The organism is Nocardioides hungaricus, from assembly GCF_054782915.1.
The window spans coordinates 127,651-153,225 of the sequence record NZ_BAAGRO010000032.1 but is presented as its reverse complement, the minus strand read 5'-3'; the positions used below and the strand labels follow the sequence as shown (position 1 = coordinate 153,225).

Here is a 25,575-nt window from a genome sequence, read left to right as displayed (position 1 = left end):
GCACGTCGATCGGCACGGCTGCGATCCGGTCACCCAGGGGGACTGCCCCCATGCCTGTGTAGAGGATCAGACCCCCGGCGATCGGGGATCTGGTGGATCCGCAGTCATTGGCTGGTGGATTCGCAGTACCTTCCTGGTGATTCGCAGTCAATCGGCGGGGATTCCGCAGGCGAGGTCAGCGCTCCCCCATGACCGCACCCCGCTACCCGGCGGCGTGCGCCGAGGTCGTCAGCAGGCAGGCACTGCGGTAGAGCTGCGGTGCCCGTGCGGCCACGAACTCCGAGGGCTCGTCGCCGCGGCGAGTGGATCGGCTCACAGGCCCTCCGTCTCGTCCGGCCTCCCCGGCCCAGGCTCCGTCACCCCGCAGACGCCGGCAGCCCCGATGAGGTCTCACCGGCGGTGGCCACTAGGCTCGGTGACCATGGCGGAGTATGTGTTCACCCTGCGCAACGTGCGCAAGGCCCACGGCGAGAAGGTCGTCCTCGACAACGTGACGCTGTCGTTCCTGCACGGGGCGAAGATCGGCGTCGTCGGCCCCAACGGCACCGGCAAGTCCTCGTTGCTGCGGATCATGGCGGGCCTGGACCACGCCAACAACGGCGACGCGATCCTCGACCCGGGCTCATCCGTCGGCATGCTCCAGCAGGAGCCGCCGCTGACCGAGGGCAAGACCGTCCAGGAGAACGTCGAGGAGGCCGTCGGCGAGATCAAGGCCAAGATGGCGCGCCTCGACGAGCTCTACGTGTCGATGGGCGACCCCGACGCCGACCTGGACAAGCTGAACGAGGAGGCAGGCAACCTCCAGACCGAGCTCGACCACGCGAACGCGTGGGACCTCGACAGCCGCCTCGACCAGGCCATGGACGCGCTGCGCTGCCCGCCCCCGGACGCGATCGTCGACAACCTCTCCGGTGGCGAGCGCCGCCGGGTCGCGCTCTGCAAGCTGCTGCTCCAGCAGCCCGACCTGCTGCTGCTCGACGAGCCCACCAACCACCTCGACGCCGAGTCCGTGCAGTGGCTCGAGGGCCACCTGAAGACCTACCCGGGCGCCGTCCTCGCGATCACCCACGACCGGTACTTCCTCGACAACGTCGCCGAGTGGATCCTCGAGCTCGACCGCGGTCGGACGCACCCCTACGAGGGCAACTACTCCACCTACCTGGAGACGAAGAAGGAGCGCCTCAAGATCGAGGGGCAGAAGGACGCCAAGCGCGCCAGGATGCTGGAGAAGGAGCTCGAGTGGGTCCGCTCCAACGCCAAGGCGCGGCAGACCAAGAGCCGCTCCCGGCTCGCGCGCTACGAGGAGATGGCGGCCGAGGCCGACCGGGCGCGCAAGATCGACACCTCGGAGATCAACATCCCGGCCGGCCCGCGCCTCGGCGACGTCGTCCTGGAGGCCACGGGCCTCGGCAAGGGCTTCGAGGGCCGCACCCTCATGCACGACCTGTCGTTCTCGCTGCCGCGCGCCGGCATCGTCGGCGTCATCGGCCCGAACGGCGTCGGCAAGACCACGCTGTTCCGGATGATCACCGGCACCGAGTCACCCGACGCGGGCGAGCTCAACGTCGGCCAGACGGTGAAGCTCTCGTACGTCGACCAGAGCCGCGGCGGCATCGACCCGAACAAGAACGTCTGGGAGGTCGTCTCCGACGGGCTCGACTTCATCAAGGTCGCCAACTTCGAGATGAACTCGCGCGCCTATGTCGCGTCGTTCGGCTTCAAGGGCCCCGACCAGCAGAAGAAGGCCGGCGTGCTGTCGGGTGGTGAGCGCAACCGGCTCAACCTGGCGCTCACGCTGAAGATGGGCGGCAACGTGCTGCTCCTCGACGAGCCGACCAACGACCTCGACGTCGAGACGCTGTCCTCGCTCGAGGACGCGATCCTCGACTTCCCGGGCTGCGCCGTGGTCACGTCCCACGACCGCTGGTTCCTCGACCGGGTCGCGACCCACATCCTCGCGTGGGAGGGCGACGAGGAGGACGGTGGAAAGTGGTTCTGGTTCGAGGGCAACTTCGCGTCGTACGAGGAGAACAAGGTCGAGCGCCTCGGCATCGAGGCCGCCCGTCCGCACCGGGTCACCCACCGCCGCCTCACGAGGGACTGACGCTCCGTCGCGACCTCGTTCCTCGGTCGCGGTAGCTGCTCGACCACCGATGATCAGGTCCGCTTCGCGGCCCTGATCTCCATCTCGGGGTGGCCGGCCACCAGGTGGTCGGCCACCGCGTCCATCACCCGGCCGACCGCGGCGAAGTCCTCGGAGCTGACCAGGTCGACGAGGTGCTCGCGCACGCCGGCGACGTGCAGCGGCGCCATCCGGACCAGCAGGTCCCACCCCTCGTCGGTCATCGCGGCGACCACGCCGCGGCCGTCCTCCGGCGAGGAGCTGCGGACGACCAGGCCGTCCTTCTCCATCCGGGTGATCGTGTGCGTGACCCGGCTGCGGCTGTGCGCGAGCGCGTCGGCGAGCTGCGCCATCCGCATCTGCCGGCCCTCGCGCTCGGAGAGGCGCACCAGGATCTCGTACTCCACGAGCGAGAGCCCGCAGCCCCGCTGCAGGTCGTCGTCGAGCCGCCCGAGCAGGAGGGTCATGCCCATCAGCAGCGCCCGCCAGGAGCGCTGCTCGTCCTCGTCGAGCCAGCGTGCGCCGCTTCCCCCGTCTGCTGTCACACGTACTCAGACCCGCTCGAGGATCAGGGCCATGCCCTGGCCGCCGCCGACGCACATGGTGATCAGGCCGGTGGTCTTGTCGTGCCAGTCCAGGGAGTTGAGCATGGTGTTCTGGAGGCGGGCGCCGGTCATGCCGAAGGGGTGGCCGACCGCGATCGCGCCGCCGTTGACGTTGAGCCGGTCGAGGTCGATGCCGAGATCCTGGTACGACGGGACGACCTGGGCCGCGAATGCCTCGTTGATCTCGACCAGGTCGATGTCGCCGATGCTCATCTTGGCGTGAGCCAGGGCGCGCCTGGTCGCCTCGACCGGGCCGAGGCCCATGATCTCCGGCGAGAGGCCGGAGACGCCGGTGGCGACGATCCGGGCCAGCGGCTCGATGCCGAGCTCGGCGGCCCTGGTGTCGGACATGACGATGACCGCGGCGGCGCCGTCGTTGAGCGCGCAGCAGTTGCCGGCGGTGACCACGCCGTCGGGGCGGAAGACCGGCTTGAGGTCCTTGATCGCCTCATAGGTCACGCCCGCACGGGGACCGTCGTCGGCGCTCACGACCGTGCCGGACGGGGTGGTGACCGGGGTGATCTCGCGGGCCCAGAAGCCGTCGGCGATCGCCTTCTCGGCCAGGTTCTGCGAGCGGACGCCGAACTCGTCGAGCTCCTGGCGCGAGAGGCCGCGCAGCCGCGCGACGTTCTCCGCGGTCTGGCCCATCGCGATGTAGACGTCGGGCAGCAGGCCGTCCTCGCGCGGGTCGTGCCAGCCCTGGCCACCCTCCGCCGTCCCCTGGGCGGTCTTGTCGGTGCGCGACTTGGCCTCGTCGAAGGCGTGGTTGTGAGTGTCGGGCCAGTGGTCGGAGGTGCCCTTGCCGAACCGCGAGACGGTCTCGACGCCGGCGGAGATGAACACGTCGCCCTCGCCGGCCTTGATCGCGTGGAACGCCATCCGGGTCGTCTGGACCGAGGAGGAGCAGTAGCGGGTGATCGTGGCGCCCGGGACGTCGTCCATGCCGCCCAGCACGTTGACGACGCGGGCCATGTTGTTGCCGGACTCGCCGCCCGGCAGGCCGCAGCCGAGGTAGTGGTCGTCGATCGTGGCCGGGTCCAGCTCCGGGATCTTCTCCAGCGCCGTCTTGACGATGATCGCCGTGAGGTCGTCGGGCCGGAACTCGGTCAGCGAGCCCTTGTTGGCCCGCCCGATCGGGGAACGCGCGGCACTGACGATGACTGCCTCGGGCATGGGGGCTCCGTTCGCTGGGGACTGCTCCGACCGCAAGACTAGACCGTGTTCTAGCCATGCGGACGAGGCGTACGTCACCTGTCGGCGGCGCCCGCCAGGTCGGTGCCGAGCAGCTCCAGCGACCGCTCCAGGAAGGCTCGCCGCTGCCGGGTCGGCTTGAGCAGCGCGGCGAGCAGGATCCCGTCGTACGACGCCACCAGCGCCTCCGCGCGCGCCTCGCTGTGCTCCTTGCCGGTGGCGGTCATGATCCGCTCCACCAGCTCGATCAGCCGGCCGCGGTGGGCCGCGAGCAGGCCGGCCAGCTCGGGGTCGCGGCTCGCGGCCATGGTCAGCTCGAGGCGGGCCACGAGCAGCTCGCGCCGGTCCAGCCAGCGCTGGAACAGGTCGAGGGTCGGAGCGACACCGTCCGGCTCGGACGTGCACGCCAGCTCGTCGGCGAGCCGGTCGACGTCGGCGAGCAGCGTGTCGGCGACGTACTCCGTCAGCGCGGCTTGCAGCGCCCGTCGTGTCCGGAGGTACGCCGAGCAGCTCCCCTCGGGCAGCCCGGCCCGCCGGTCGACGGCGCGGTGGGTGAGGCCCTTGAGGCCCTCGTCCGCGATCACGTGCAGGGCCGCGTCGAGCAACTGGCGGCGGCGCGGGCTCGCGGGCAATCGATCCTCCGGGGTGGCTGTGGGGCGTGACACTACCCCGCTCGCTTGGCTTCCCGTGCTCGTCGGAGTATCTTCTACATACGTAGAGAATCTACATTCGTAGAAAGGATCGGGCAATGGACCTGTACACCGGCCTCACCCCCTTCGTCGTCGTCCTTCTCGTGGTCGGCGTCGCCGCCGCCGTCGCCGCGCTCGGCGTCGTCGCGGAGTTCGTCGTCCGCAACCGCAGGATCCGCCTGGCCCGCCACGAGTCGGTCCGCGCCTACTACCGCGGTCTCGCGCCGACCCACTGAGCCACCGGCCGCGCGCCGGGTCTGGCAGCATCGGGGGCGTGCGGCACACCTACCGCTGTCCGATGCGCTGGGCCGACCTCGACCTCCTCGGGCACGTCAGCAACGTCGTCTACGTGGACTACCTCCAGGAGGCCCGCGTCGACATGCTCCGCACGCACGGCCCCGCGGCGCGCACCGGCGACCTCGCCGAGGGCGTCGTCGTGGTCCGCCACGAGGTCAGCTACCTCGCCCCGCTCGACTTCGGCTTCGAGCCGGTGACCATCGAGTCGTGGGTCACCGAGATCCGCGCCGCGACCTTCACCCTCGCCTACGAGATCTTCCACGAGCGGGACGGCGCCCGCCACGTCTACGCCCGCGCCACGACCGTGCTCACGCCGTACGTCTTCGCCACCGAGCGGCCGCGCCGGCTCACCGACGTCGAGCGCGAGACGCTCACGACGTTCCTCGAGGCCGACGAGGTCGTGCCTCGGCTGCCGATGGCGCGCACCCGCTCCGAGGGCGTCAGCCACTACCCGGTGCAGGTGCGCTTCTCCGACGTCGACGTCTACGGGCACGTCAACAACGTGAAGTACCTCGAGTACCTCCAGGAGTCGCGGATCGCGATGACCGCCCGGATCTGGGAGGGTCTCGACCCGGTCTCGATCGTGGTCGCGCAGACCGACGTCGACTACCTGCGGCCGATCCTCTTCCGGCCCGAGGCGTACGACGCCTGGTCGTGGGTCTCCCGGGTCGGCACCCGGTCCGCGACGATCGAGTCGCAGATCTGCGACGGCGACACCGTGCTGGCGCGAGCGCGCGTCGCGATGGTGTTCTTCGACCGCGGCGGCCAGCGCTCGGTGGAGCCGCCCGAGCCCTACCTGGCCGCGCTGCGCACGCTGCTCTCGAGCTGACCGCCGCGGCTCACTCGACGGTGTTGACCATGAACTGGGCCGCGTGCGTGACGTAGTCCCAGAACTGCGCGTCCTGCTCCGGCGTCAGCCGCGCTTCGTCGAGGCCGGCGCGGAAGTGCGTGAGCCAGTGCTCCTTGGCCTCCGGCGTCACCGCGAACGGCGCGTGCCGCATCCGCAGCCGCGGGTGGCCGCGGCTGTCGGAGTACGTCGTCGGGCCACCCCAGTACTGGATGAGGAAGTACCGGAAGCGCTCCTCGGCCGGGCCGAGGTCCTCCTCGGGGTACAGCGGCCGGAGCACCGGGTCCTCCGCGACCCCCTCGTAGAACCTCGCGACGATCCTGCGGAAGGTCTCGAAGCCGCCGATCTCCTCGTAGAACGTCGTCACCGTCCCATTGTGACGATCACTCAGGAGCGGCCCGACACCGGCGTGCAAGACTCGCGACGTACCCCCGACCCCTCACGAGGAGTGATCAGCACATGGCCACGATCCGCAACGCGACCACGCACTGGGAGGGCAGCCTGTTCGAGGGCGCCGGCAAGGTGACGCTCGAGTCGTCCGGCATCGGCACCTTCGACGTCTCGTGGCCCTCGCGCGCCGAGGAGGCGAACGGCAAGACCAGCCCCGAGGAGCTGATCGCGGCCGCGCACTCCTCCTGCTTCTCGATGGCGCTGTCGAACGGCCTGGCCAAGGCCGGTACGCCGCCGACCTCGCTCGAGACGAGCGCGGCGGTCGAGTTCACCCCGGGCACCGGCATCACCGGCATCAAGCTGACCGTGAAGGGCGTCGTCGAGGGCATCAGCGCCGACGACTTCGTCGCCGCGGCCCAGGCCGCCAAGGAGGGCTGCCCGGTGAGCCAGGCGCTCGCCGGCACCACGATCACCCTGGACGCCTCGCTCGCCTGAGTGCGTACCGAGCGACGTACCGCTCAGCTGCCGACGGGCTTCTCCCCCTCGGGGGAGGAGGGGCCTGTCGGCCGCTCGTCGCGGTAGCGGAGGATCCGTTGGGGCAGCGGGATCTCGATGCCCTCGTGGTCGAAGCGGGCCTTGATCCGCTGCCGCAGCGCCCGGGCGACGGCCCACTGCTCCATCGGCGCGGTCTTGAGCAGCACCCGCAGGGTGATCGCGTCCGGGGTGAACAGCTCGACGCCGGTGACCTCGGGCTCCTCGATGATCACGTCCTTGAACTCCTCGTCCTCCCACAGGTCGTGGGCGACCTCGCGGAGCACGCGCTGGACGCGCACCAGGTCCTCGTCGTAGCCGACGTTGACGTCGACGACCGCGCGCGCCCAGTTCTGGCTCATGTTGCCGACGCGGACGACCGCGCCGTTGGGGACGTACCAGACGGTGCCGTTGAGGTCGCGGAGCCGGGTGACCCGCAGGCTGACCGCCTCGACGGTGCCGCTGGCCTCGCCGAGGTCGATCACGTCGCCGACGCCGTACTGGTCCTCGAACATCATGAACACGCCGGAGAGGAAGTCCCGGACCAGCGACTGGGCGCCGAAGCCGAGCGCGATGCCGAGGATGCCGGCGCTGGCGATGATCGGCGCGATGTTCACGCCGAGCTCGCTGAGGACCATCGTGCCGAAGACCGCGATGAGCAGGCCGGTGATGACGCTCTTGAGCAGGTCGCCCATGGTCTTGGCGCGCTGCACCCGCCGGGTCTGGGTCGCCAGGTCGCGGGCGGACGCCTCCTGGGCCGCCTTGCCGCGGACGCCGAACCGGCTCATCCGGTCGGGTAGCACGCCGTCCTGGGCGCGGGACACCAGCCGGTCCACCAGCCGGTGCAGGATCCACCGGATCACCCACATGAGGAGCAGCAGCCCGACGATCGTCAGCGGCTTGCCGATGAGGACGTTGGCGACGTTCGCGACGGTCTGGTTGTCCGTCACGCTGTACGTCCACTCGCAGATGTCCTGTCCCGGGTCGCAGGCAGCGTTGTCGAAGCCGAACATGGGCACCATGTCTACCGCACCGATCAACCTCGTTCGACCGTCCCGGCGGTGAGGCCGGCCACGATCCTCGATACGATCTGCCCGTGACCACGAAGCTCGCGCACCTCCTTCGCCGCGCCCCCGTCGTCCTCCTCGCGGGCGGCATCGCGGGCGGCATCGTCGTCGCCGGTGCCGGCCCGGCGAGTGCGGACGTCCCCGAGTTCTGGGGCGGCGACCCCGCCGGCCCGGTCGACCCCTGGCACGCCGTGCTGGTGCTGGTCGGCATCCCGCTGCTGCTGTTCGTGGTGATCACGCTGCTCGTGGTCGTCCCGGGCATCGTCAAGGGCGAGCGGTTCACGCCCGGCGGTCAGGCGACCGCCGACCAGTGGTTCGGCGGCCCCCGCTCCGGCACCGACGAGCTGCCGGCGCCGGACACCGAGGAGTCGAAGGCGGGCGGCGCAAGTGGGCGTTGGTGAGTTCAACGGCGGCGAGCGGCTCCAGATCGACGAGGCGATCCGCCAGGCCGAGCTGGTCTCCCGCTTCGAGTTCAGCGTCTTCGTGGGCCGCGTCGATGGCGAGCCGCGCGCCTTCGCGACCCGGCTCCACAACCGGCTGGTCGCGCCCGCGCGCAGCGTGCTGATCCTGCTCGACCCGGCCGCTCGGGTGCTCGAGATCGTCACCGGCGTCGTCGTCCGCCGCAGCCTCACCGACCGCGAGGTCGAGCTGGTCGCGCTGCAGATGCAGAGCATGTTCGCCGCGGGCGACCTGGTCGGCGGCCTGCGTCGCGGCATCCAGGAGCTCGCCGACCACGCCACCGCTCCCGCGACGCTGCACGCTGAGTCCTGATCTTGTGGGTTTCGGCTGCTGGCAGCCGAAACCCACGGTCCGATCAGCCCTGGGCGTCGCGCGCCTGGGCGGCGAGCGCGCGGGCGACGTCGGCCCGGCCCTCGCGGACGTACCGCTTGGCGGCCGGATTGGCCGGGGAGGACTCCAACCACGCGTCGACGCGGTCGAGCAGCTCCGGGCTGGCCAGCGGCTTGGGGAAGATGAACTCCAGCGCGGTCGAGGCCCGCTGGGTGCCCTTCTCCTCCCACAGCGTGTCGGCGGCGGCGAGGTACCTCTCGACGTACGGCGCGAGCACCTCGTCCTGCCCGAACTGCTGGAACGCCAGGACGACGCTGCGCTGGGTCTCGTTCGGGACGTCGTCGCGCACCATCGCGATCTCCCACGCCTCGGCCTTGGCCTCGGCGGTCGGCCGCATCGCGCGCGCGGCGGCGGCGTGCTCCTGGCCGGAGATCGTGTTGTCGCGCTCGAGCTCCTCGTCGATCCGGGCCCCGTCGGCGCGGTCGTTGCGGGCCAGGCCGCCCAGCAGCGTCCAGCGCAGGTCGGTGTCGACCGCCAGGCCGTCGAAGGCGAGCGATCCGTCGAGCAGTCCCTCCAGGTCGGCGAGCGCGGTATCGGTGTGGGCGGCGGCCGCGTAGGCGCGGGCGAAGGAGAGCTGGTGGTCGCTGCCCGGCTCGGCGTTCTCCAGCAGCTTGCGCAGCCCCTGCTCCCAGGTCTCGCGCAGCGTGGCCCGGTTGGCCGGCGCGGCGTAGAGCGTCGAGGCCAGGGCGGCGTACGTCGGGATCCGGGCCACGCCGAACGCGTCGGTCTCGCTGCCGATGCCGCTGAGCACCAGCTCGACGAAGTCGGTCGCGCTCATCTCGGCGTCGCGGGTCATGTCCCACGCCGCGCCCCAGCACAGCGCGCGGGCGAGCGCGTCGTCGAGGCTCGCGATGCCGCCGACGACGGTCGCCAGCGAGCGCTCGTCGAGGCGGATCTTGGCGTAGGCCAGGTCGCCCTCGTTGAGCAGGAGCAGCGCGGGCTGCTCCTGGCCGACCAGGTCGGGGATCTCGGTCAGCTCGCCGGCGACGTCGGTCTCCAGAGAGGTACGCCGCACGAGCCGGCCCCCGGCGTCGGGCGCGGCGTCGTACAGGCCGATGCCGAGCCGGTGCCGACGCAGCGTCGGGTGGTCCGGGGGCGCGGTCTGGCGCACGGCGAACGAGGCGTAGCGGCCCTCGGCGTCGAGCTCGAACTCGGGGGCGAGGGTGTTCACCTCCGAGGTCTGCAGCCACTCCTGCGCCCAGGACTCGAGGTCGCGGCCGGAGGCCCGCTCGAGCGCGGCGAGGAGGTCGGCGAACTCGGTGTTCCCGAACTCGTGCTCCTTGAAGTAGCCGCGGACGCCCTCCAGGAAGTTGTCCAGGCCGACCCACGCGACCAGCTGCTTGAGCACCGAGGCGCCCTTGGCGTAGGTGATGCCGTCGAAGTTCACCTCGACCGCGCGCAGGTCGACGTTGTCGGCCGCGATCGGGTGGGTGCTGGGCAGCTGGTCCTGTCGGTAGGCCCAGTTCTTCCGCGCGTTGGTGAAGCCCACCCACGCCTCGGTGAACTCGGTCGCCTCGACGGCGGCGTGGTAGCAGGCCCACTCGGCGAACGACTCGTTGAGCCAGAGGTCGTCCCACCACTTCATCGTCACCAGGTCGCCGAACCACATGTGCGCCATCTCGTGGAGGATCACCTCGGCGCGGAACTCGTAGAACGAGCGGTCCTGGCGGCTGCGCGGGAGGTACTCGTCGCGCAGCGTCACGCAGCCGGCGTTCTCCATCGCGCCCATGTTGTACTCCGGCACGTAGAGCTGGTCGTACTTGCCGAAGGGGTACGGGTAGTCGAAGACCTCCTCGAAGAACGCGAAGCCCTGCTCGGTGAGCCTGACCAGCTCCTCGACATCGAGGTGCTCGACGAGCGACTGCCGGCAGTAGTGGCCGAGCGGGATGTCGCCGTCCTTGCCGTGGAAGACGTGCCGGACCTCGTGGTACTCGCCGGCGACGATCGCGGTGACGTAGGTCGACAGCGGCTTCGTCGGCGCGAACCGCCACACGGCCCGGTCGTCGCCGATCGGCTCCGGGGTCGGCGTGGGGGAGTTCGACACGACCTGCCAGCCCTCCGGCGCGGTCACGGTGAACGTGAACGGCGCCTTGAGGTCGGGCTGCTCGAAGGTGGTGTAGACGCGGCGGGCGTCCGGCACCTCGAACTGCGAGTAGGTGTAGACGCGGTCGTCGGCGGGGTCGACGAAGCGGTGCAGGCCCTCGCCCGTGCGGGAGTAGGTGCAGTCCGCGCGCACGACCAGCTCGTTCTCGGCGGCCAGGCCGGCCAGCGCGATCCGGCTGTCGGCGTACGCCGTGGCCGGGTCGATCGCGGTGCCGTTGAGCGTGATCTCGTGGACGGTCGCGTCGACGAGGTCCGCGAAGGTCTCGGCACCGGGCTCGGCGCAGGCGAACCGGATGGTCGTCGTCGATCCGAAGCTGGTGCTCTGTCCATCGGGGGCGGTCGTGAGGTCCAGGTCGACGGCGTACGACGTGACGTCCAGGAGCGCGGCGCGGACGGCCGCCTCGTCCCGGGTGAGGTTCGTTCCAGGCATGTGCGCCATCCTTGCACCGTGGCAAGCGGGAGCGGAAACGGCCGAGAGGTCGCCCTGGCCTTCCTCCGACTCGGCATCATCGCGTTCGGCGGGCCGGTGGCGCACGTCGCGATGATGCGCGAGGAGCTGGTACGCCGCCGCGGCTGGGTCAGCGACGAGCGCTTCCTCGACCTGGTCGGCGCCACCAACCTGATCCCGGGGCCGAACTCCACCGAGCTCGCGATCCACCTCGGCTACGACCGCGCCCGCTGGCGCGGCCTGCTGCTCGCCGGCGTCTGCTTCATCCTCCCCGCCGCGCTGATCGTCACCGGGCTGGCCTGGGCCTACGTGGAGTACGGCGACACCCCGTCGGCCGGGTGGGTGCTCGGCGGAGTGGTGCCCGCCGTACTCGCGATCGTCGCGTGGGCGCTGGTCGGCCTGGCCCGCACCGCCGTGAGGGGCCCGTGGCTCGCGCTGCTCGGGTCGGCCGCGCTGGCGGCGTACGCCCTCGGGGTCGACGAGCTGGTCGTCCTCTTCGGCGGCGCCGCCGTCGCGGGTGTCGTCCACCTGGCGAGCCGGGTCGGACGGCACGCGCTGGTCGCGCCGCTGGCCGTGCTCTTCCCGGACCCCACCGCGGGGCAGCTGGCCCAGCTCTTCTCGACGATGCTCAAGATCGGCTCGGTGCTCTACGGCAGCGGCTACGTGCTGCTCGCTTTCCTCGAGGGCGATCTCGTCGACCGGCTCGGCTGGATCACGCAGGAGCAGCTCCTCGACGCGATCTCCATCGGGCAGGTGACGCCGGGGCCGGTGTTCACCACCGCCACGTTCCTGGGCTACCTGGTCGCCGGTCCGCCCGGCGCGTTCGTCGCGACGGTCGGCATCTTCCTGCCGTCGTTCGTCCTCGTCGGCCTGCTGACGGCGATCACCGACCGGCTGCGCGCGTCGCCGTGGACCTCGGCGATGCTCGACGGCCTCAACGTCACCGCGCTCGCGCTCATGGCCGGCGTCTCGTGGCAGCTGGGCCGGGCCGCGCTGGTCGACGGCTGGACGGCCGGGATCTTCCTGGTGACGCTCGTGCTGCTCTGGCGGACGAGGCTCAACAGCGCCTGGTACGTCGCCGGGGGAGCGCTCGTGGGAATAGGGCTCGGCCTGGCCGGATTGACCCAGGCATGACCAACGCCGACTTCTGGTTCGACCCCGCCTGCCCGTTCGCGTGGATCACCTCGCGCTGGATCCTCGAGGTCGAGCGGGTCCGCGACATCGAGGTGACCTGGCACATCATGAGCCTCGCCCACCTCAACCAGGACAAGGACATCTCCGAGGAAGTACCGCGAGTTCCTGAAGACGGCGTGGGAGCCGGTCCGGGTGCTGATGGCCGCGGAGGAGAAGCGCGGCAAGGAGGTGCTGCTCCCGCTCTACACCGCGATGGGCACCCGCATCCACGTCGAGAAGCAGGACAGGGACCGCGCGATGATCGAGGCGGCCCTCGCCGACGCCGGGCTCGACGTCTCCCTCGCGGACGCGATGGACGACTCGTCGTACGACGAGGCGATCGCCGCCTCCCACCAGCGCGGCATGGACCAGGTCGGCAACGAGGTCGGCACGCCGACCATCGCGTTCGAGGGCCGGGCGTTCTTCGGCCCGGTGATCAGCAAGGCGCCGAAGGGCGAGGACGCCGGGCGGCTCTGGGATGCGTGCGTCACGCTGTCGGGCTACCCGCACTTCTACGAGCTCAAGCGCAGCCGCACCGAGGACCTCGACTTCGGCTGAGCCATACGGTGGTGGAGGTGTGACGAGCGCCAGCGAGGAGCCTCGAAACCACCTGACCGGTGGCTTCGCATCTCGACCACCGGGTCCGCTCAGCTGCTGCCTGTCCTGATCGCCGTCCCGGCCGCGACCGTCGTGGCCGCGACCGTGGCGGCGGTGATCGCCGCGATCGAGGCGTTGATCGCGTCGCGAACGGTCTTGGCCGCCCACGCGCCCTCGGCGATCGCCTTGGCGCGCTTGCGCACCTCCTTGGTCGGCAGGCCCGGCTGCCATCTCGCCGCAATTGCGCTGTTGTGGCAGTGGTTGGGCTGATCTGGCTGCCATCTCGGGGCAATTGCGCTGTTATGGCAGTGGTTGCCCCGGCTCGACTGCCATCTCGGGGCAATTGCGCTGATATGGCAATGCCCGCCGCGCTCCGACTGCCATCTCAGCGCAGACCGTCGGGCCAGCCACGTCGGATGACGCCCGGCTGGCGGGGACGTCGGACGGCTGGTCGTGGTGGCGGCCGGCGCGTATGACGTTGCGTCGTCCCGCCGGAAACGTCCCGGCGGAAACCGGGTGGCGGCCGATCCCTAGGATCGACCCATGAGCAGAGTCCTGTCCGCGGTCGCCTGGCCGTATGCCAACGGCCCGCGCCACATCGGCCATGTGGCCGGGTTCGGCGTGCCCTCCGACGTGTTCAGTCGGTACCTGCGGATGGCGGGCCACGACGTGCTCATGGTCTCCGGCTCCGACGAGCACGGCACCCCGATCCTCATCGCCGCCAACGAGGCCGGCATGACGCCGCAGGAGCTGGCCGACCAGAACCACCGGATCATCGCCGAGGACCTCGCCAGCCTGGGGCTGACCTACGACCTCTACACGCGCACCACGACCCGCAACCACCACGCGGTCGTGCAGGAGCTGTTCCTCGGCGTCTACGAGAACGGCTACTTCGTCGAGCAGACCACGTACGGCGCCATCTCGCCGTCCACCGGCCGCACCCTGCCCGACCGCTACATCGAGGGCACCTGCCCGATCTGCGGGTACGACGGCGCGCGCGGCGACCAGTGCGACAACTGCGGCAACCAGCTGGACCCGCACGACCTGATCGACCCGCGCTCGAAGATCAACGGGGAGACGCCGGAGTTCGTCGAGACCCAGCACTTCTTCCTCGACCTGCCGGCGCTGGCCGACGCGCTGGGCGAGTGGCTCGACGACCGCGAGGCGACCGGGCTGTGGCGGCCGAACGTGATCCGGTTCAGCCAGAACATCCTCGAGGAGATCCGTCCGCGGGCGATGACGCGCGACATCGACTGGGGCATCGCCGTCCCCCTCGACGGCTGGCGGGAGAACCCGACGAAGAAGCTCTACGTCTGGTTTGACGCGGTCATCGGCTACCTCTCGGCGTCCATCGAGTGGGCCCGCCGCTCTGCCGAGTCCGGGGGAGGCGACGCCGAGCGCTGGCGCGAGTGGTGGAACCCCGCGTCGGACTCCGGGCAGGAGGCGCTGTCCTACTACTTCATGGGCAAGGACAACATCACCTTCCACAGCCAGATCTGGCCGGCCGAGCTGCTGGCCTACGCCGGCAAGGGGGCTCGGGGAGGCACGCCGCGGCAGTACGGCGAGCTGAACCTCCCGACCGAGGTGGTCAGCAGCGAGTTCCTCACGATGGAGGGGCGGAAGTTCTCCTCCTCGAAGCGGGTCGTGATCTACGTGCGCGACCTGCTCAGCCGCTACCAGCCGGACGCCTTCCGCTACTTCGTCGCGGCGGCCGGCCCGGAGAGCCAGGACTCCGACTTCACCTGGTCGGAGTTCGTGCGCCGCACCAACGACGAGCTGGTCGCCGGCTGGGGCAACCTGGTCAACCGCACCGCGAACCTGATCGCCAAGAACTTCGGCGAGATCCCGGAGGCCGGCGAGCTGACCGCCGAGGACGAGGCGCTGCTGGCCGGTGTCGAGGCCGCGTTCGGCACCGTCGGCGACCTGATCGGCCGGCACCGGCAGAAGCAGGCGATCGGCGAGGCGATGCGCGCGGTCGCCGAGGTGAACAAGTACGTCTCCGACACCGAGCCGTGGAAGCTCAAGGGCGACGAGGAGCGCGAGCGTCTCGGCACGATCCTGCACGTCGTCGCGCAGTGCGTGGCCGATCTCAACCTGATCCTCAGTCCGTTCCTGCCGTTCGCTGCGAACGAGGTCGACAAGGCGCTCGGCGGCACCGGGGACGTGGCGCCGATGCCGCGGATCGAGGAGGTCGAGGACCTCGACGGCGGGGCGCCGTACCCGATCATCACCGGCGACTACTCCGGCTTCCCGGCGTGGGAGCGCAGGCCGATCGTGCCGGGCACGCCGGTGGCCAAGCCGACGCCGATCTTCACCAAGCTCGACCCGGCGATCGTGGACGAGGAGCTCGCGCGGCTGGGCGGGTGAGCGCGGGTCTGCGGGCGCGGGTCACGCGTCCCTGATCCGGCCGCGCAGCGCCTTGGTCTCGCCGCGCGCCCTCTTGGCGTCCAGCCGGCGCTGCTGCGAGCCCCGCGTGGGCTTCGTCGGCCGCCGGGGCGGCGGTGGCGGCGCGAGCGCCTCGCGCAGGCGCGACGCGAGCCGCTCGCGGGCCGCCACCCGGTTGCGGTGCTGGGAGCGGTGCTCGGAGGCGACGATGCGCACGGGCGAGCCGAGCCGGCCCACCAGCCGCACCCGTTGCGCCTCGGTCAGCGCGGTCGAGGCGGCGACGTCGTACTCCAGCTCGACCCGGCTGTCCGTGGTGTTGACCGACTGCCCGCCCGGCCCCGGGGAGCGGCTGAAGCGCTCCACCAGCTCGCTGTCCGGGATGTCGAGGCCGTCGGGGAGGCCCGGCCCCGGCGGGACCCGCACGCTCACCCCCGCCGGCGCCACTCGATGGCGGGGCAGGTGTCCATGACCATCGGTACGCCGGCGGCGACCGTGCGCCCGAAGGCGGCCTCGTCGACCACGCCCAGCTGGAACCACACGCCTCGCGCGCCGATCGCGACCGCCTGATCGGCGTACTCGCCGGCCGCCTCGGAGCGCCGGAACACGTCGACCGGGAACGGGATGTCGGCCAGGGTCGCGTAGCCCTGCTCGCCCAGCACCGTCGGCGCGTCGGGGTGCACCGGGACGATCCGCTTGCCGCGCCGTTGGAGCAGCGCCGCGATCTCGTAGGCGGTCCGGGACGGGTCGCCCGAGAGGCCCACGACGGCCCAGGTCTCGCCGTCGTCGAGCATCGTCCGGACCCATTCGGGGTCCTGCCAGTCGGCCATGCATTCCACTCTAGATCGAGGGCCGACCAGAACGGCTTTGCCCGACTTTCGCGGGTTCGGTGTCCACCGCCACATCGGCGGGGTAACGTGCCCCTCGTTGTTTGCTACCTCCTGGTAGCACCGATCGAGTTGCTCGGGAGGGAGCACATTTCATGAAGCTTCGCAGCATCACCCTTCGCGCCGCAGTTGCCGGCGCGACCACCGCACTGGCCGCCGGCGCCCTCGTCGCCGCCACGGTCCCGGCCAACGCCGCCACGGCGAGCACCGACTACACCTGCACCTCGGCGTTCTTCGAGGACACGTTCCCGATGAACATCGACGTGCCGCTGCTCCCGCCGTCGGCACCGGCCGGCTACCCGATCGCTCAGGGTCAGCTGTCGTTCTCGGCGGACCTGACCATCCCGGCCGCCACGGCCGCGTTCCTCCCGGCGACCGTCGACGGCGGCCAGTCCGACGACTACTCGGTCGGCTTCGGGTCCGAGGGCTCGGTCGCCGCGCCGATCGTGTTCGACGAGCGGGTCGACAACGAGGACGGCTCGGTGACGTTCAACGGCGCCGGCGCCAACGAGGCGTTCAGCACCCCGGCCGCCGGCACCTACGCGGTCACCATGCCGGCGAGCTTCACCCTGGTGCCGACCTCGGGTGGCACGGCGCTGCCGTTCGAGATCACCTGCACGAGCGACGCCCCGGGCTCGCTCGGCGACATCACGCTCACCAAGCAGGCCAGCGCCGCCACGGCGAAGGCGGTGAAGGCCGGCAAGAAGTACAAGGTCAACGTGACCGTGACCAACGAGTACAGCACTCCGACCGGCAAGGTCGTCGCGAAGCTCGGCAAGAAGTCCTTCAACGCCACCTTGAAGAAGGGCAAGGCGACCATCACCCTGCCCAAGTCCGCGAAGGGCAAGAAGGTCACCGTGACCTACAAGGGGGACGGCTTCACGCAGGCCGCGAAGACGACGGTCAAGGTGCCCAAGAAGTGACCTGAGCTCCACGAAGCTTCACACGAGCGCCCGGCCGGGTTCTGCCCCGGCCGGGCGCTCGGCACTTCCGGGACCGGCGCCGGGCCGCGGGTTACCCGCAAGTAGAGTCGGGGCATGAGCTCCGAGTTCCCGATGTTCGCGCTCTCCGAGGAGCACCGGGCGGTCCGTGAGGCGGTGCGGGCGGTGTGCGACGCGAAGGTCGCGCCGTTCGCCGCCGACGTCGACGAGAGCGCCCGCTACCCGCAGGAGGCGGCCGCGGCACTGCTGGCGGCGGACTTCCACGCGCCGCACGTGCCCGAGGAGTACGGCGGCGCCGGGGCCGACGCGCTCGCGACGGTGATCGTGATCGAGGAGGTCGCCCGCGCGTGCGCCTCGTCGAGTCTGATCCCGGCGGTGAACAAGCTGGGCTCGCTGCCGGTGCAGATCTCCGGTTCCGAGGAGCTCAAGGCGCACTACCTGGGCAGGCTCGCCCGCGGCGAGGGCGGCTTCTCCTACTGCCTCTCCGAGCCCGACGCCGGCTCGGACGCCGCGGGCATGAAGACGCGCGCGGTCCGTGACGGTGACACGTGGGTGCTCGACGGCGTGAAGCGCTGGATCACCAACGCCGGGGTGTCGGAGTACTACACGGTGATGGCGGTGACGGATCCCGAGAAGCGGTCCCGAGGCATCAGCGCCTTCGTGGTGGAGAGGACCGACGAGGGCGTCTCCTTCGGCGCGCCGGAGAGGAAGCTGGGCATCAAGGGCTCCCCGACCCGCGAGGTCTACCTCGACCACGTCCGCATCCCCGCGGCCCGGATGATCGGCGCCGAGGGCACCGGCTTCGAGACCGCGATGCGCACCCTGGACCACACCCGCGTGACGATCGCAGCGCAGGCGGTCGGGATCGCGCAGGGCGCGCTGGACTACGCGCTGGGGTACGCCGCGGAGCGTCGGCAGTTCGGGAGGCCGATCGGCGACTTCCAGGGCCTGCAGTTCCTGCTCGCCGACATGGGCATGAAGGTCGAGGCGGCCCGGCAGCTGACCTACGCCGCGGCCGGCAGGTCCGAGCGCGGCGACGCCGACCTGACCTTCTTCGGTGCCGCGGCCAAGTGCTTCGCCGCCGACGTGGCCATGCAGGTCACCACCGACGCGGTCCAGGTGCTGGGCGGCTACGGCTACACCCGCGACTACCCGGTCGAGCGGATGATGCGCGATGCCAAGATCACCCAGATCTACGAGGGCACCAACCAGGTCCAGCGGATCGTGATGGCCCGCCAGCTCCTCGCCGGCGTCCAGTCACAGATCTGAGCGGGAGCGTCGGCGGTAGGAGGCGAGGACCGCCCGTGCGGCCGCCGAGCCGCGCACCTGGATCTCGTAGGAGACCAGGCCGACGGCGATCGACGCCGCGATCGCCAGGACCTGGTGGCCGGCGGCCTCGATCTCGGGGTACACCTGCCAGTGGGTCAGGTAGATCCAGAACGACGCCTGCGCGACGTGCTGCACCGGGAGCGCCGCCAACCGCGGCAGGAGGACCGGCCACGGCACCAGCAGCAGGCACAGGCCGGCCATGACCAGGACCTGGCGCTGGAGGTCGTCGGGGAAGAACCCCCACGTGCCGAGGATCGCCAGCACGGCGACGACCGTCCGCTGCGGCCAGGACCGGGCCTCGGCCGCGGCCCAGCCGATCGCGAGGCACCAGGCGACGACCGCGATCGTGTACTTGTCCACGCCGTCGGCGGCGATACCGGTCATCGCGTACCGGATCGCCAGGGTGGCGACGACCGCGGCGACGGCGCTCCAGAACGGCGAGCGCCGCTGGATCCGGTCGACCACCGGGACGGCGAGCACCAGGGCGAGCGCGAGGTAGGTCCACACCAGCACCTCGAGGAACCAGAACTGCCAGTCGGCGCTCCACCCCGGACTGCCGAGCACCTGGTTGAGGTAGAGGGCAGTCGGTGCCGAGTAGTCGCCCGAGATCCGCCCGACGACCAGGATCCACAGGGTCGCCGGAGCCGCGACGGCGAGCGTGACGGCGGCGATCCGCCTGCTGCGGGCCGCCCGGCCCCTCGTCGCGAGCGTGAACCGGGCCAGGTTGAACCCGGCGACGGCGAGCAGCACATGGGCGCCGCCCATGACGATGTAGAGGTCGGTGTGCGAGACGACGATCAGCGTGATCGCGATCGCCCGCAGCAGCACCGGCATCTCCACCGGCGTCCACCCGCGCCGCCAGCGCGGCCGGTCCTCCGGCGCCCGGCTCCGGGACGCGAGCTCGACGGGCGTCAGGCGCTGCCAGCCCTGCGGGAGGTGGCCGAGGCGCCCGGCGAGCTGGGCGGACACCTCGACGAACGACAGCGAGTCGCCGCCGAGGTCGACGAAGCTGTCGTGGACGGTCGCGGCCGGGCGGCCGAGCACGACGGCGTACATGTCGCGCAGGCCGTCCGCGGAGGCGCCGGCGACGTCGCGCTCGGCGACGAGCGTGCTCGCGGCCTCGGCCTGACGCCGGAGCGCGGCGAGGTCGGTCTTGCCGCGCTCCGTCGTCGGGATCTCGGCCACCTCGTGTACGGCGACCGCGCCGGCCGGCAGGCCGGCGGACCTCTGCAGGTGCGACTGGACGACCCGTCGCGAGCGGGGCCGGGCGAGGAACGCGTGGACGGTGTCGCCGACCGCCACGAGCGCCACCTGGACGCCCGTCGCGGACCGGACGTCGGACTCGAGGCGGGCGAGGTCGAGGCGGAGCCCGAAGACCTTGGCGTGGCGATCCAGGCGACCGCACACCTCCCACAGGCCGTCCTCGGCCTGACGGGCGAGGTCGCCCGTGCGCAGCTCGCCGAGCTCGGGGCCGCGGGCCAGATCGGCCGCCTCGACGGCGTATCCCATCATCACGTTCGGCCCCGCGTACACCAGCTCGCCGATCTCGAGCTGCCCGGGCTCGGGCTCGTCGAGCGGGGCGAGGCGGAAGCTCCCGCCGGGGATCGGGATGCCGATCGCCTCGGGCCGGTCGGCGGCGAGGTACGGCGGCAGGTACGCCATCCGGGCGGTGGCCTCGGTCTGGCCGTACATGACGAACAGGTCCCAGCCGCGCTCGGCGCCCAGGCGGGCGTAGCGGACCACCTGGTCCGGCGACATCCGGCCGCCGGCCTGGGTGACGTAGCGCAGATCGGGCAGCTCCCGGTCGGCGAATCCGCTGGCGTCGAGGAGGTCGAAGGTGTACGGCACGCCGGCGAAGCCGGTGGCGCGGGCGGAGACGGCGAGGTCCCAGAAGCACTCGTCGGCCACCGAGAGGTCGGTCAGCGCGACGGAGGCGCCGGCGACCAGGTGACTGGTGAGGACGGAGAGGCCGTAGCAGTAGTGGAGGGGGAGCGAGGTGATGGCGCAGTCGTCCGGGGTGAGCGCGAGGTACTCGGCGATGCTGGTCGCGTTCGCGACGAGGTTGTCCAGCGAGAGCCGGACCAGCTTCGGCGATCCGGTCGTGCCGGAGGTCGAGAGCAGCAGCGCGAGGTCCGGATGCAGCTCGCTCGCGCCGCCGTAGGTGCGGGCGATCTCGTCGTGCCGGGCGGCCTCCTCGGCGCCGAGGAGGACCACCGGATGGCCGGCCGCGAGCGCGCCGAGCAGTCCGACGACCGAGTCGACGTCGTTGCGCATCGAGAGCTTGACCAGGCTCCGCGCCGGTCCCAGCGAGACGGCCGCGCGATGGACGCGGAGCGCCAGCTCGGCGTAGGTGATCGACTCGGTCGCGCTCCTGAGGGCGACGTCGTCCGGCCGGCCGCCGAACAGGCGGAGGCCGATCTCGGGGTGCGGGATCGTGGTCACGTCGCGCCCGTCTCGGGGAAGGCGACGACGTCTCCCAGGACGCGCACGCACACCGGATCGCCCGGATGCGGTACGCCGTCCGCGGGGGTCCGGGCGACCACGTCGGAGCCGTCGCGCAGCCGGACCCGCACGGTCGCGTCGTGGCCGAAGAAGCTCACCTCGACGACCGCGGCGGGGACGCCGGAGGCGTCGTCCGGCTCCGGGGAGCCGGAGCCGGCCAGGACCTGCACCTGCTCGGCGCGGACGGCCACCCGGGCCGGCCCCGGTTCGACGGGGAGGCGGAGCGAGTGCACGCCGAGGGCGGTGGTCGCGCGGCCGTCCCGGTCGACGTGCCCGGCGACCAGGGTCGAGTGGCCGAGGAACGCGGCGACGCGTGACGCCGCCGGCTCGAGGTAGACCCGGGCCGGTGTCGCCACCTGGAGGAACGACCCGTCGATCATGACCGCGACCTGGTCGGCCAGCGAGAGCGCCTCCCCCTGGTCGTGGGTCACGAGGAGCGCGGCCGCCCCGGTCGCCCGGAGCGCCCGGACCACGGCGCGGCCGGTGTCCTCGCGCAAGCCGGCGTCCAGCGACGAGAACGGCTCGTCGAGCAGGACCAGGCCCGGCCGGGCGGCCAGCGCCCTCGCCAGCGCGACCCGCTGCTGCTGGCCCCCGGAGAGCTCGTGCGGGCGCCGCGTCGCCAGGGCGGCGGAGAGCTCGACCAGCTCCAGCGTCTCCGCGACCGCCCGGGCGCCGGCACGCCGCTGCGAGCGGGGCAGTCCGAAGGCGATGTTCGAGGCGACGTCCAGGTGCGGGAAGAGCGCGCCCTCCTGCGGGACGTACCCGACCCGTCGCCGCTGCGGCGGCACCGGCCGCCCGTCCCCGGCGACCGTGCGGTCGCCCAGACGGATCGTCCCGGCGTCGGGGGCGACGAAGCCGGCGACGGCCCGCAGCAGCGTGGTCTTCCCGCAGCCCGACGGCCCGACGATCGCGGTCACGCCGTCCTCGACCACGAGGTCGACGCCGCGGAGCACCGGACGCGAGCCGTAGGAGGCGCCGAGGCCCGAGATCTCCAGGGCGCTCACCGGGCACCTCCCACGGTGAGGCGTCCGAGCAGCCAGGCGGACGGGATGGACAGGAGCACCAAGGCGAGGGCGTACGGCGCGGCGGCCCCGTAGGCGACCGACGACGCCTCGGACCAGAACCTGGTCGACAGCGTGACGGTCCCCAGCGGCGAGAGCAGCAGCGTCGCGGTGAGCTCGGTGGAGATCGCGAGCGCGACCAGGGCGACCGAGGACGCGAGGCCCGGCCCGATCAGCGGGAGCGTGACCCGCGCGGCGGCCGCCGGCCCGGAGCACCCCAGGGACCGGGCGACGTCCTCGTACACCGGGGGCACGAGCTCGAAGCTGGCCCGGACGCTGACCACCGCGCGGGGGAGGAACAGGATCAGGTAGCCGACGAGGAGCATGGCCGTGGTCTGGTAGAGCGACGGCATCGCCCGGATCGACACGGTGACGAGGGCGAGCGCGATCACGATCCCGGGCATCGCGCTCGCCGTGTACGTCGCGCGCTCGATCAGGGTGGTCAGGACGCCCCGGTAGCGCACCGCGAGCCAGACGACGGGGACGGCGGCGGCGGTCGTGAGGACGCCGCCGGCGGCCGCCAGGCCGAGGGTGGTCACGGTGGCCTGCCCGAGCTGGCCGTCGTCGACGCCGGCCGAGGTCCCCACGATCAGCCAGCGGACCAGGCTGGCGACCGGTACGCCGAGTGCGAGCACGGCCAGCCCGCCGAGGGCGGCGAGGACCGGCCATCTCCGCCAGCCCAGGACGACCCGTCGGGGTCGCCTGATCGCGCCGGAGCCGAGACGGGCGCGACGGCCACGCCCGCGCAGCAGCAGCTCGAGCGTGAGCAGGGTCAGGCACATGGCGACGAGCACGAGCGCGAGCAGGGTGGCCGCGGGGCCGTTGAAGACGGTGGCGTACTGCTGCAGGACCGCGGTCGTCAGGGTCGGGTAGTTCAGCAGCTGCAGGGCGCCGTACTCGGCCAGCAGGTGCAGGCCGACCAGGAGGCCGCCGCCCAGCACGGCCGGGCTGATCGCCGGGAGCGTGACGTGCCAGAACACCGACCACGGGCCGCGGCCGAGGGAGGCGGCGGCCTCCTCGACCCCGGCGTCGACCCGCCGCAGCGCCGCGACGGTGGGCAGGTACACCAACGGGTAGTAGGACAGCGACACCACCATCACCGCGCCGCCGAAGCTCTGGACGGCGAAGGTGGCCGACACCCAGGCGTAGCCGTTGACGAACGCCGGGACGGCCAGCGGCGCGCACAGCAGTGCGTGCCACCAGCCGCGCCCGGGTACGTCGGTGCGCTCGACGACCCACGCTCCGGCGACGCCGAGCACGACGGTGACGGCCACCCCGGCCGCCAGCAGCCGCGTCGTGTTGGCGAGCAGGTCGCCGATGCGCGGGCGCAGCAGGAAGTCGGCCGCATCGCCGTAGTCGAGCTCCGCCGTCGTCCAGACCGCATAGCCGAGCGGGACCAGGGCGAGCCCGGCGACCGCAAGCCCGGCGGCCAGCAACGGCAGGGGCGCACGACCGGCCCCCCGGACGGTGTCCGGGGGAGCCGGTGCGGCGAGCGTGCTCAGAGGAAGCCGACCTCGGTCATCAGGGCGACGACCTTCTCCGCGTCCAGGTCGGAGACGTTGACCCGCGGCGGCTCGAGCTCGGAGAAGGGCTTGACCGGCGGGGCGAGCTCGGCGACCGGGTTCAGCGGGTACTCCAGCGCGTAGCTGTCGGCGAGCGCCTGCTGACCGCCCTTGCTGACGAGGAACTCGATGAACTGCTCGGCCTGGTCCTTCATGTCGCTCGACGCGAGGACGCCGGCGCCCGAGACGCTGACGAACGCGCCCGGGTCCTGGTTGCCGAAGAAGTAGAGATCGCTGCTGTCGCTGACGTCGCCGGACTCGGCGCGGTCGCGGTACCAGTAGTAGTGGAAGATGATCCCGATCTCGGACTTGCCGGCGTTGACCGACTCGAGGACGACGTTGTTGCCGTCGTAGACGGTGCCGTTGGCCTTGATCCCCTCCAGCCAGGCCCGCGTCGCGTCCTCGCCCTCGAGGTCGAGGACCGCGGCGACGATCGCCTGGAAGTCCGCGCCGGTGGGGGAGAACGAGATCCGGCCCTTCCACTTCGGGTCGGCCAGGTCGAGGATGGACGCCGGCAGCTCGGCGGGGTCGACCTGGTCGGTGTTGTAGACCAGGACGGTGGAGCGGGCGACGAAGCCGGTCCACATGCCACTCGTGGGCTTGTACATCGCCGGGATCGGCGCGGTGAGGTCGGCCGGGAGCTTCTGGAACAGCCCGGCGGCCTCGACCTGCGACATCGCGGGAGAGTTCTCGGTCAAGAACACGTCGGCGGGCGACCCGTCGCCCTCCTGCACGATCTGGTTCGAGAGCTCGAGGTCGGACCCGTTGCGGAGCTCGACCTCGATCCCCGTCTCGTCGGTGAACATCGGGGCGAGCTGCTCGAGGAGCTGCTCGTGCTGGGCGTTGTAGATCACGAGCTTGGGCTCGTCTTGTCCGCAGGCGGTGGCGAGCAGGCTGGTGGCGAGAGCCAGGGCGGCGAGAGCGGGGGCGCGCTTCATGGCAACCTTTCGATTTAGGGAAGGCTCACCTTACTGAATGCGCGACAGGGTTGGGCAGCCCCGTCTCATGAGAAGGCCTGCGGCCCACCCGGCCGAGGCGCGCCTGACCGGCGACCCGGGCAGACCGGATGCCCAGCTACCTACACGCAGTGGCCGCGTTCGCAGAGCTTGTCGGGCGGGCAGTCGTGGTCGGTGGTACAGCCGTTGCCGGCACCTCGGGCGCCCGGCCGTGGGAGGCGGGTGTAGCGCGGCGTCGCCGGACTGCGGGTCGGTGGCGGGAACGCGATGACACGCGCGCCGTCCTGCTCATCCTTCTCGGACACCAGGGACTCCGTCGATGCTGGCGGGCGTGGGTGGCGCGAGCTTCACCGACCGGATCAGCTCACTGTCCATGATCGCTCCGGTGAGGCGGGCGGCGTCAAGTGCGACGTACTGCCGTGCTTCCTCACGAGCGACATCCTCCGCACCCTCGAGCACGGCCTCCACCACCGCACGCAGGGACAGCGCCTCGGTGCGGCCGGCCGCGCGGACCGGGTCGAGGAGGAGGTAGCGCACCAGCCGGGCGAGGACGTCTTCGAGGCAGCGGTCGAACTCGGGGTTCGCGGAACTGCGCGCGATGCGGCGCAGGCACCGGTACGTCGACACCACCTCCCGGTCGGTCGCCGAGGGCGAGTCCTGCTCGACCTCGAGATGCTCCCGCAGCGCCGCCGTCACCTCGTCGTCGTGGGGAGCGCGGCGGGCCGCGGCCGCCGCGGCCAGGGGCAGCAGGGCGGCGCGGACGGCCAACAGGTCGCGCGCCTCGTTCAACGTCATCGCGCGGACCTGCCAGCCGGCCCGCGGAAGCGGGTCGATCCAGCCGGCTCCGGCGAGGACGATGAGGGCCTCGCGCACCGGCGCGCGACTCATCCCGAGCTCGGCGCACACGACCGCCTCGGACAGCACGAACTCCGGAGGGATCTCGCGTCGCTGGATCCGGGATCGGATCTCGCTGACCGCACGTGAGCGCAGCGAGCCCGCCGGCTGCTCCTCGATGTGGGTACTCATCGGTCCTCCTCGTGTGCGGC

General features: G+C 71.7%; 25 protein-coding genes and 1 pseudogene. 12 read left to right on the top strand and 14 right to left on the bottom strand.

Translation table 11 applies throughout. The annotated features are described in order from the left end of the window. The first annotated feature begins 421 nt into the window (after positions 1-421). A complete protein-coding gene (gene ettA, locus ACYVKX_RS13410; RefSeq protein WP_460833114.1) occupies positions 422-2,104 on the top strand; it encodes an energy-dependent translational throttle protein EttA in 1,683 nt (560 codons plus the stop codon). Between the two features lie 53 nt (positions 2,105-2,157). Here ettA and ACYVKX_RS13405 read toward each other — a convergent pair whose 3' ends face one another. From ACYVKX_RS13405 to ACYVKX_RS13395, 3 genes are all read right to left on the bottom strand, one after another. Next, the gene (locus ACYVKX_RS13405) at positions 2,158-2,667 is read right to left on the bottom strand and encodes a MarR family winged helix-turn-helix transcriptional regulator (RefSeq protein WP_460833111.1); all 510 of its coding nucleotides are present in this window, start codon (positions 2,665-2,667) and stop codon (positions 2,158-2,160) included. A gap of 6 nt (positions 2,668-2,673) precedes the next feature. Further along, entirely contained in the window at positions 2,674-3,900 is a 1,227-nt protein-coding gene (locus ACYVKX_RS13400; protein WP_460833108.1) for an acetyl-CoA C-acetyltransferase, read from the bottom strand. 74 nt (positions 3,901-3,974) lie between these two features. After that, positions 3,975-4,550, bottom strand: coding sequence for a TetR/AcrR family transcriptional regulator (locus ACYVKX_RS13395; protein ID WP_460833104.1), 576 nt, complete (start codon positions 4,548-4,550; stop codon positions 3,975-3,977). Positions 4,551-4,666: 116 nt separating this feature from the next. On the opposite strand from ACYVKX_RS13395, the gene ACYVKX_RS13390 reads away from it, so the two are divergent. Both ACYVKX_RS13390 and ACYVKX_RS13385 read left to right on the top strand, forming a co-directional pair. After that, positions 4,667-4,843, top strand: a complete 177-nt coding sequence (locus tag ACYVKX_RS13390; protein WP_460833100.1) for a hypothetical protein — start codon at positions 4,667-4,669, stop codon at positions 4,841-4,843. Between the two features lie 38 nt (positions 4,844-4,881). Then, positions 4,882-5,733 (top strand): acyl-CoA thioesterase, encoded by an 852-nt coding sequence (locus tag ACYVKX_RS13385; protein ID WP_460833097.1) that lies wholly within the window; start codon positions 4,882-4,884, stop codon positions 5,731-5,733. A gap of 10 nt (positions 5,734-5,743) precedes the next feature. Here ACYVKX_RS13385 and ACYVKX_RS13380 read toward each other — a convergent pair whose 3' ends face one another. Continuing rightward, positions 5,744-6,118 carry a globin gene (locus ACYVKX_RS13380; RefSeq protein WP_460833095.1) on the bottom strand — a complete coding sequence of 125 codons (375 nt, stop codon included), beginning with the start codon at positions 6,116-6,118 and terminating at the stop codon, positions 5,744-5,746. A 92-nt stretch (positions 6,119-6,210) separates the two neighbouring features. Between ACYVKX_RS13380 and ACYVKX_RS13375 the strand changes: the two genes are divergently transcribed. Then, positions 6,211-6,636, top strand: coding sequence for an OsmC family peroxiredoxin (locus ACYVKX_RS13375; protein WP_460833093.1), 426 nt, complete (start codon positions 6,211-6,213; stop codon positions 6,634-6,636). 23 nt (positions 6,637-6,659) lie between these two features. On the opposite strand, the gene ACYVKX_RS13370 is transcribed toward ACYVKX_RS13375, so the two are convergent. After that, on the bottom strand, positions 6,660-7,685 hold the full coding sequence (locus ACYVKX_RS13370; protein ID WP_460833091.1) for a mechanosensitive ion channel family protein: 1,026 nt from the start codon (positions 7,683-7,685) through the stop codon (positions 6,660-6,662). Positions 7,686-7,768: 83 nt separating this feature from the next. Here ACYVKX_RS13370 and ACYVKX_RS13365 point away from each other — a divergent pair, with 83 nt between their 5' ends. Next, positions 7,769-8,140 (top strand): hypothetical protein, encoded by a 372-nt coding sequence (locus tag ACYVKX_RS13365; protein ID WP_460833089.1) that lies wholly within the window; start codon positions 7,769-7,771, stop codon positions 8,138-8,140. Further along, positions 8,127-8,510: a DUF5130 family protein gene (locus tag ACYVKX_RS13360; RefSeq protein WP_460833087.1), complete on the top strand. Its 384-nt coding sequence runs from the start codon at positions 8,127-8,129 to the stop codon at positions 8,508-8,510. The genes ACYVKX_RS13365 and ACYVKX_RS13360 overlap by 14 nt, the downstream gene beginning before the upstream one ends. A 43-nt stretch (positions 8,511-8,553) precedes the next feature. Here ACYVKX_RS13360 and pepN read toward each other — a convergent pair whose 3' ends face one another. Next, a complete protein-coding gene (gene pepN / locus ACYVKX_RS13355; RefSeq protein WP_460833085.1) occupies positions 8,554-11,121 on the bottom strand; it encodes an aminopeptidase N in 2,568 nt (855 codons plus the stop codon). Between the two features lie 18 nt (positions 11,122-11,139). Between pepN and chrA the strand changes: the two genes are divergently transcribed. From chrA to ACYVKX_RS13340, 3 genes and pseudogenes are all read left to right on the top strand, one after another. Next, positions 11,140-12,273, top strand: a complete 1,134-nt coding sequence (gene chrA, locus ACYVKX_RS13350) for a chromate efflux transporter (protein ID WP_460833083.1) — start codon at positions 11,140-11,142, stop codon at positions 12,271-12,273. Next, positions 12,270-12,389, top strand: a pseudogene (locus tag ACYVKX_RS13345) (mycothiol-dependent nitroreductase Rv2466c family protein); the annotation flags it as partial. The gene chrA and the pseudogene ACYVKX_RS13345, both read left to right, overlap by 4 nt. A gap of 82 nt (positions 12,390-12,471) precedes the next feature. Then, positions 12,472-12,870, top strand: a complete 399-nt coding sequence (locus ACYVKX_RS13340) for a mycothiol-dependent nitroreductase Rv2466c family protein (RefSeq protein WP_460833149.1) — start codon at positions 12,472-12,474, stop codon at positions 12,868-12,870. Between the two features lie 89 nt (positions 12,871-12,959). Here the strand turns inward: ACYVKX_RS13340 and ACYVKX_RS13335 are convergent, their stop codons facing one another. Next, the gene (locus tag ACYVKX_RS13335; protein ID WP_460833081.1) at positions 12,960-13,112 is read right to left on the bottom strand and encodes a hypothetical protein; all 153 of its coding nucleotides are present in this window, start codon (positions 13,110-13,112) and stop codon (positions 12,960-12,962) included. Between the two features lie 340 nt (positions 13,113-13,452). Here ACYVKX_RS13335 and metG point away from each other — a divergent pair, with 340 nt between their 5' ends. Next, positions 13,453-15,276 carry a methionine--tRNA ligase gene (metG, locus tag ACYVKX_RS13330; RefSeq protein ID WP_460833079.1) on the top strand — a complete coding sequence of 608 codons (1,824 nt, stop codon included), beginning with the start codon at positions 13,453-13,455 and terminating at the stop codon, positions 15,274-15,276. A 21-nt stretch (positions 15,277-15,297) separates the two neighbouring features. Here metG and arfB read toward each other — a convergent pair whose 3' ends face one another. Both arfB and ACYVKX_RS13320 read right to left on the bottom strand, forming a co-directional pair. Then, positions 15,298-15,717: an alternative ribosome rescue aminoacyl-tRNA hydrolase ArfB gene (gene arfB, locus ACYVKX_RS13325; RefSeq protein ID WP_460833077.1), complete on the bottom strand. Its 420-nt coding sequence runs from the start codon at positions 15,715-15,717 to the stop codon at positions 15,298-15,300. Between the two features lie 2 nt (positions 15,718-15,719). Continuing rightward, positions 15,720-16,121: a CoA-binding protein gene (locus tag ACYVKX_RS13320; protein ID WP_460833075.1), complete on the bottom strand. Its 402-nt coding sequence runs from the start codon at positions 16,119-16,121 to the stop codon at positions 15,720-15,722. Between the two features lie 152 nt (positions 16,122-16,273). Here ACYVKX_RS13320 and ACYVKX_RS13315 point away from each other — a divergent pair, with 152 nt between their 5' ends. Then, the gene (locus tag ACYVKX_RS13315; protein WP_460833073.1) at positions 16,274-17,101 is read left to right on the top strand and encodes a hypothetical protein; all 828 of its coding nucleotides are present in this window, start codon (positions 16,274-16,276) and stop codon (positions 17,099-17,101) included. 114 nt (positions 17,102-17,215) lie between these two features. Continuing rightward, a complete protein-coding gene (locus tag ACYVKX_RS13310) occupies positions 17,216-18,388 on the top strand; it encodes an acyl-CoA dehydrogenase family protein (RefSeq protein WP_460833071.1) in 1,173 nt (390 codons plus the stop codon). On the opposite strand, the gene ACYVKX_RS13305 is transcribed toward ACYVKX_RS13310, so the two are convergent. The 5 genes from ACYVKX_RS13305 to ACYVKX_RS13285 all read right to left on the bottom strand — a co-directional run bounded on the left by ACYVKX_RS13305 (position 18,377) and on the right by ACYVKX_RS13285 (position 25,555). Further along, positions 18,377-20,890 carry an AMP-binding protein gene (locus tag ACYVKX_RS13305; RefSeq protein WP_460833069.1) on the bottom strand — a complete coding sequence of 838 codons (2,514 nt, stop codon included), beginning with the start codon at positions 20,888-20,890 and terminating at the stop codon, positions 18,377-18,379. The genes ACYVKX_RS13310 and ACYVKX_RS13305 overlap by 12 nt on opposite strands. After that, complete coding sequence (locus ACYVKX_RS13300) at positions 20,887-21,954, bottom strand: ABC transporter ATP-binding protein (RefSeq protein WP_460833066.1); 1,068 nt, start codon at positions 21,952-21,954, stop codon at positions 20,887-20,889. Before ACYVKX_RS13300 ends, ACYVKX_RS13305 begins: the two co-directional genes overlap by 4 nt. Continuing rightward, positions 21,951-23,447, bottom strand: coding sequence for an ABC transporter permease (locus tag ACYVKX_RS13295; protein ID WP_460833064.1), 1,497 nt, complete (start codon positions 23,445-23,447; stop codon positions 21,951-21,953). Before ACYVKX_RS13295 ends, ACYVKX_RS13300 begins: the two co-directional genes overlap by 4 nt. A gap of 62 nt (positions 23,448-23,509) precedes the next feature. Beyond that, positions 23,510-24,511 (bottom strand): iron ABC transporter substrate-binding protein, encoded by a 1,002-nt coding sequence (locus tag ACYVKX_RS13290; protein ID WP_460833062.1) that lies wholly within the window; start codon positions 24,509-24,511, stop codon positions 23,510-23,512. A 306-nt stretch (positions 24,512-24,817) separates the two neighbouring features. Next, positions 24,818-25,555, bottom strand: a complete 738-nt coding sequence (locus ACYVKX_RS13285; protein WP_460833060.1) for a GntR family transcriptional regulator — start codon at positions 25,553-25,555, stop codon at positions 24,818-24,820. Positions 25,556-25,575: the final 20 nt, after the last annotated feature.

Coding starts and splice junctions, on each gene's coding strand:
- ettA (WP_460833114.1), top strand. CDS start 422: ATGGCGGAGTATGTGTTCACCCTGCGCAACGTGCGCAAGGCCCACGGC.
- ACYVKX_RS13400 (WP_460833108.1), bottom strand. CDS start 3,900: ATGCCCGAGGCAGTCATCGTCAGTGCCGCGCGTTCCCCGATCGGGCGG.
- ACYVKX_RS13390 (WP_460833100.1), top strand. CDS start 4,667: ATGGACCTGTACACCGGCCTCACCCCCTTCGTCGTCGTCCTTCTCGTG.
- ACYVKX_RS13375 (WP_460833093.1), top strand. CDS start 6,211: ATGGCCACGATCCGCAACGCGACCACGCACTGGGAGGGCAGCCTGTTC.
- ACYVKX_RS13370 (WP_460833091.1), bottom strand. CDS start 7,685: ATGTTCGGCTTCGACAACGCTGCCTGCGACCCGGGACAGGACATCTGC.
- pepN (WP_460833085.1), bottom strand. CDS start 11,121: ATGCCTGGAACGAACCTCACCCGGGACGAGGCGGCCGTCCGCGCCGCG.
- ACYVKX_RS13340 (WP_460833149.1), top strand. CDS start 12,472: ATGGCCGCGGAGGAGAAGCGCGGCAAGGAGGTGCTGCTCCCGCTCTAC.
- metG (WP_460833079.1), top strand. CDS start 13,453: ATGAGCAGAGTCCTGTCCGCGGTCGCCTGGCCGTATGCCAACGGCCCG.
- ACYVKX_RS13320 (WP_460833075.1), bottom strand. CDS start 16,121: ATGGCCGACTGGCAGGACCCCGAATGGGTCCGGACGATGCTCGACGAC.
- ACYVKX_RS13315 (WP_460833073.1), top strand. CDS start 16,274: ATGAAGCTTCGCAGCATCACCCTTCGCGCCGCAGTTGCCGGCGCGACC.
- ACYVKX_RS13310 (WP_460833071.1), top strand. CDS start 17,216: ATGAGCTCCGAGTTCCCGATGTTCGCGCTCTCCGAGGAGCACCGGGCG.
- ACYVKX_RS13290 (WP_460833062.1), bottom strand. CDS start 24,511: ATGAAGCGCGCCCCCGCTCTCGCCGCCCTGGCTCTCGCCACCAGCCTG.
- ACYVKX_RS13285 (WP_460833060.1), bottom strand. CDS start 25,555: ATGAGTACCCACATCGAGGAGCAGCCGGCGGGCTCGCTGCGCTCACGT.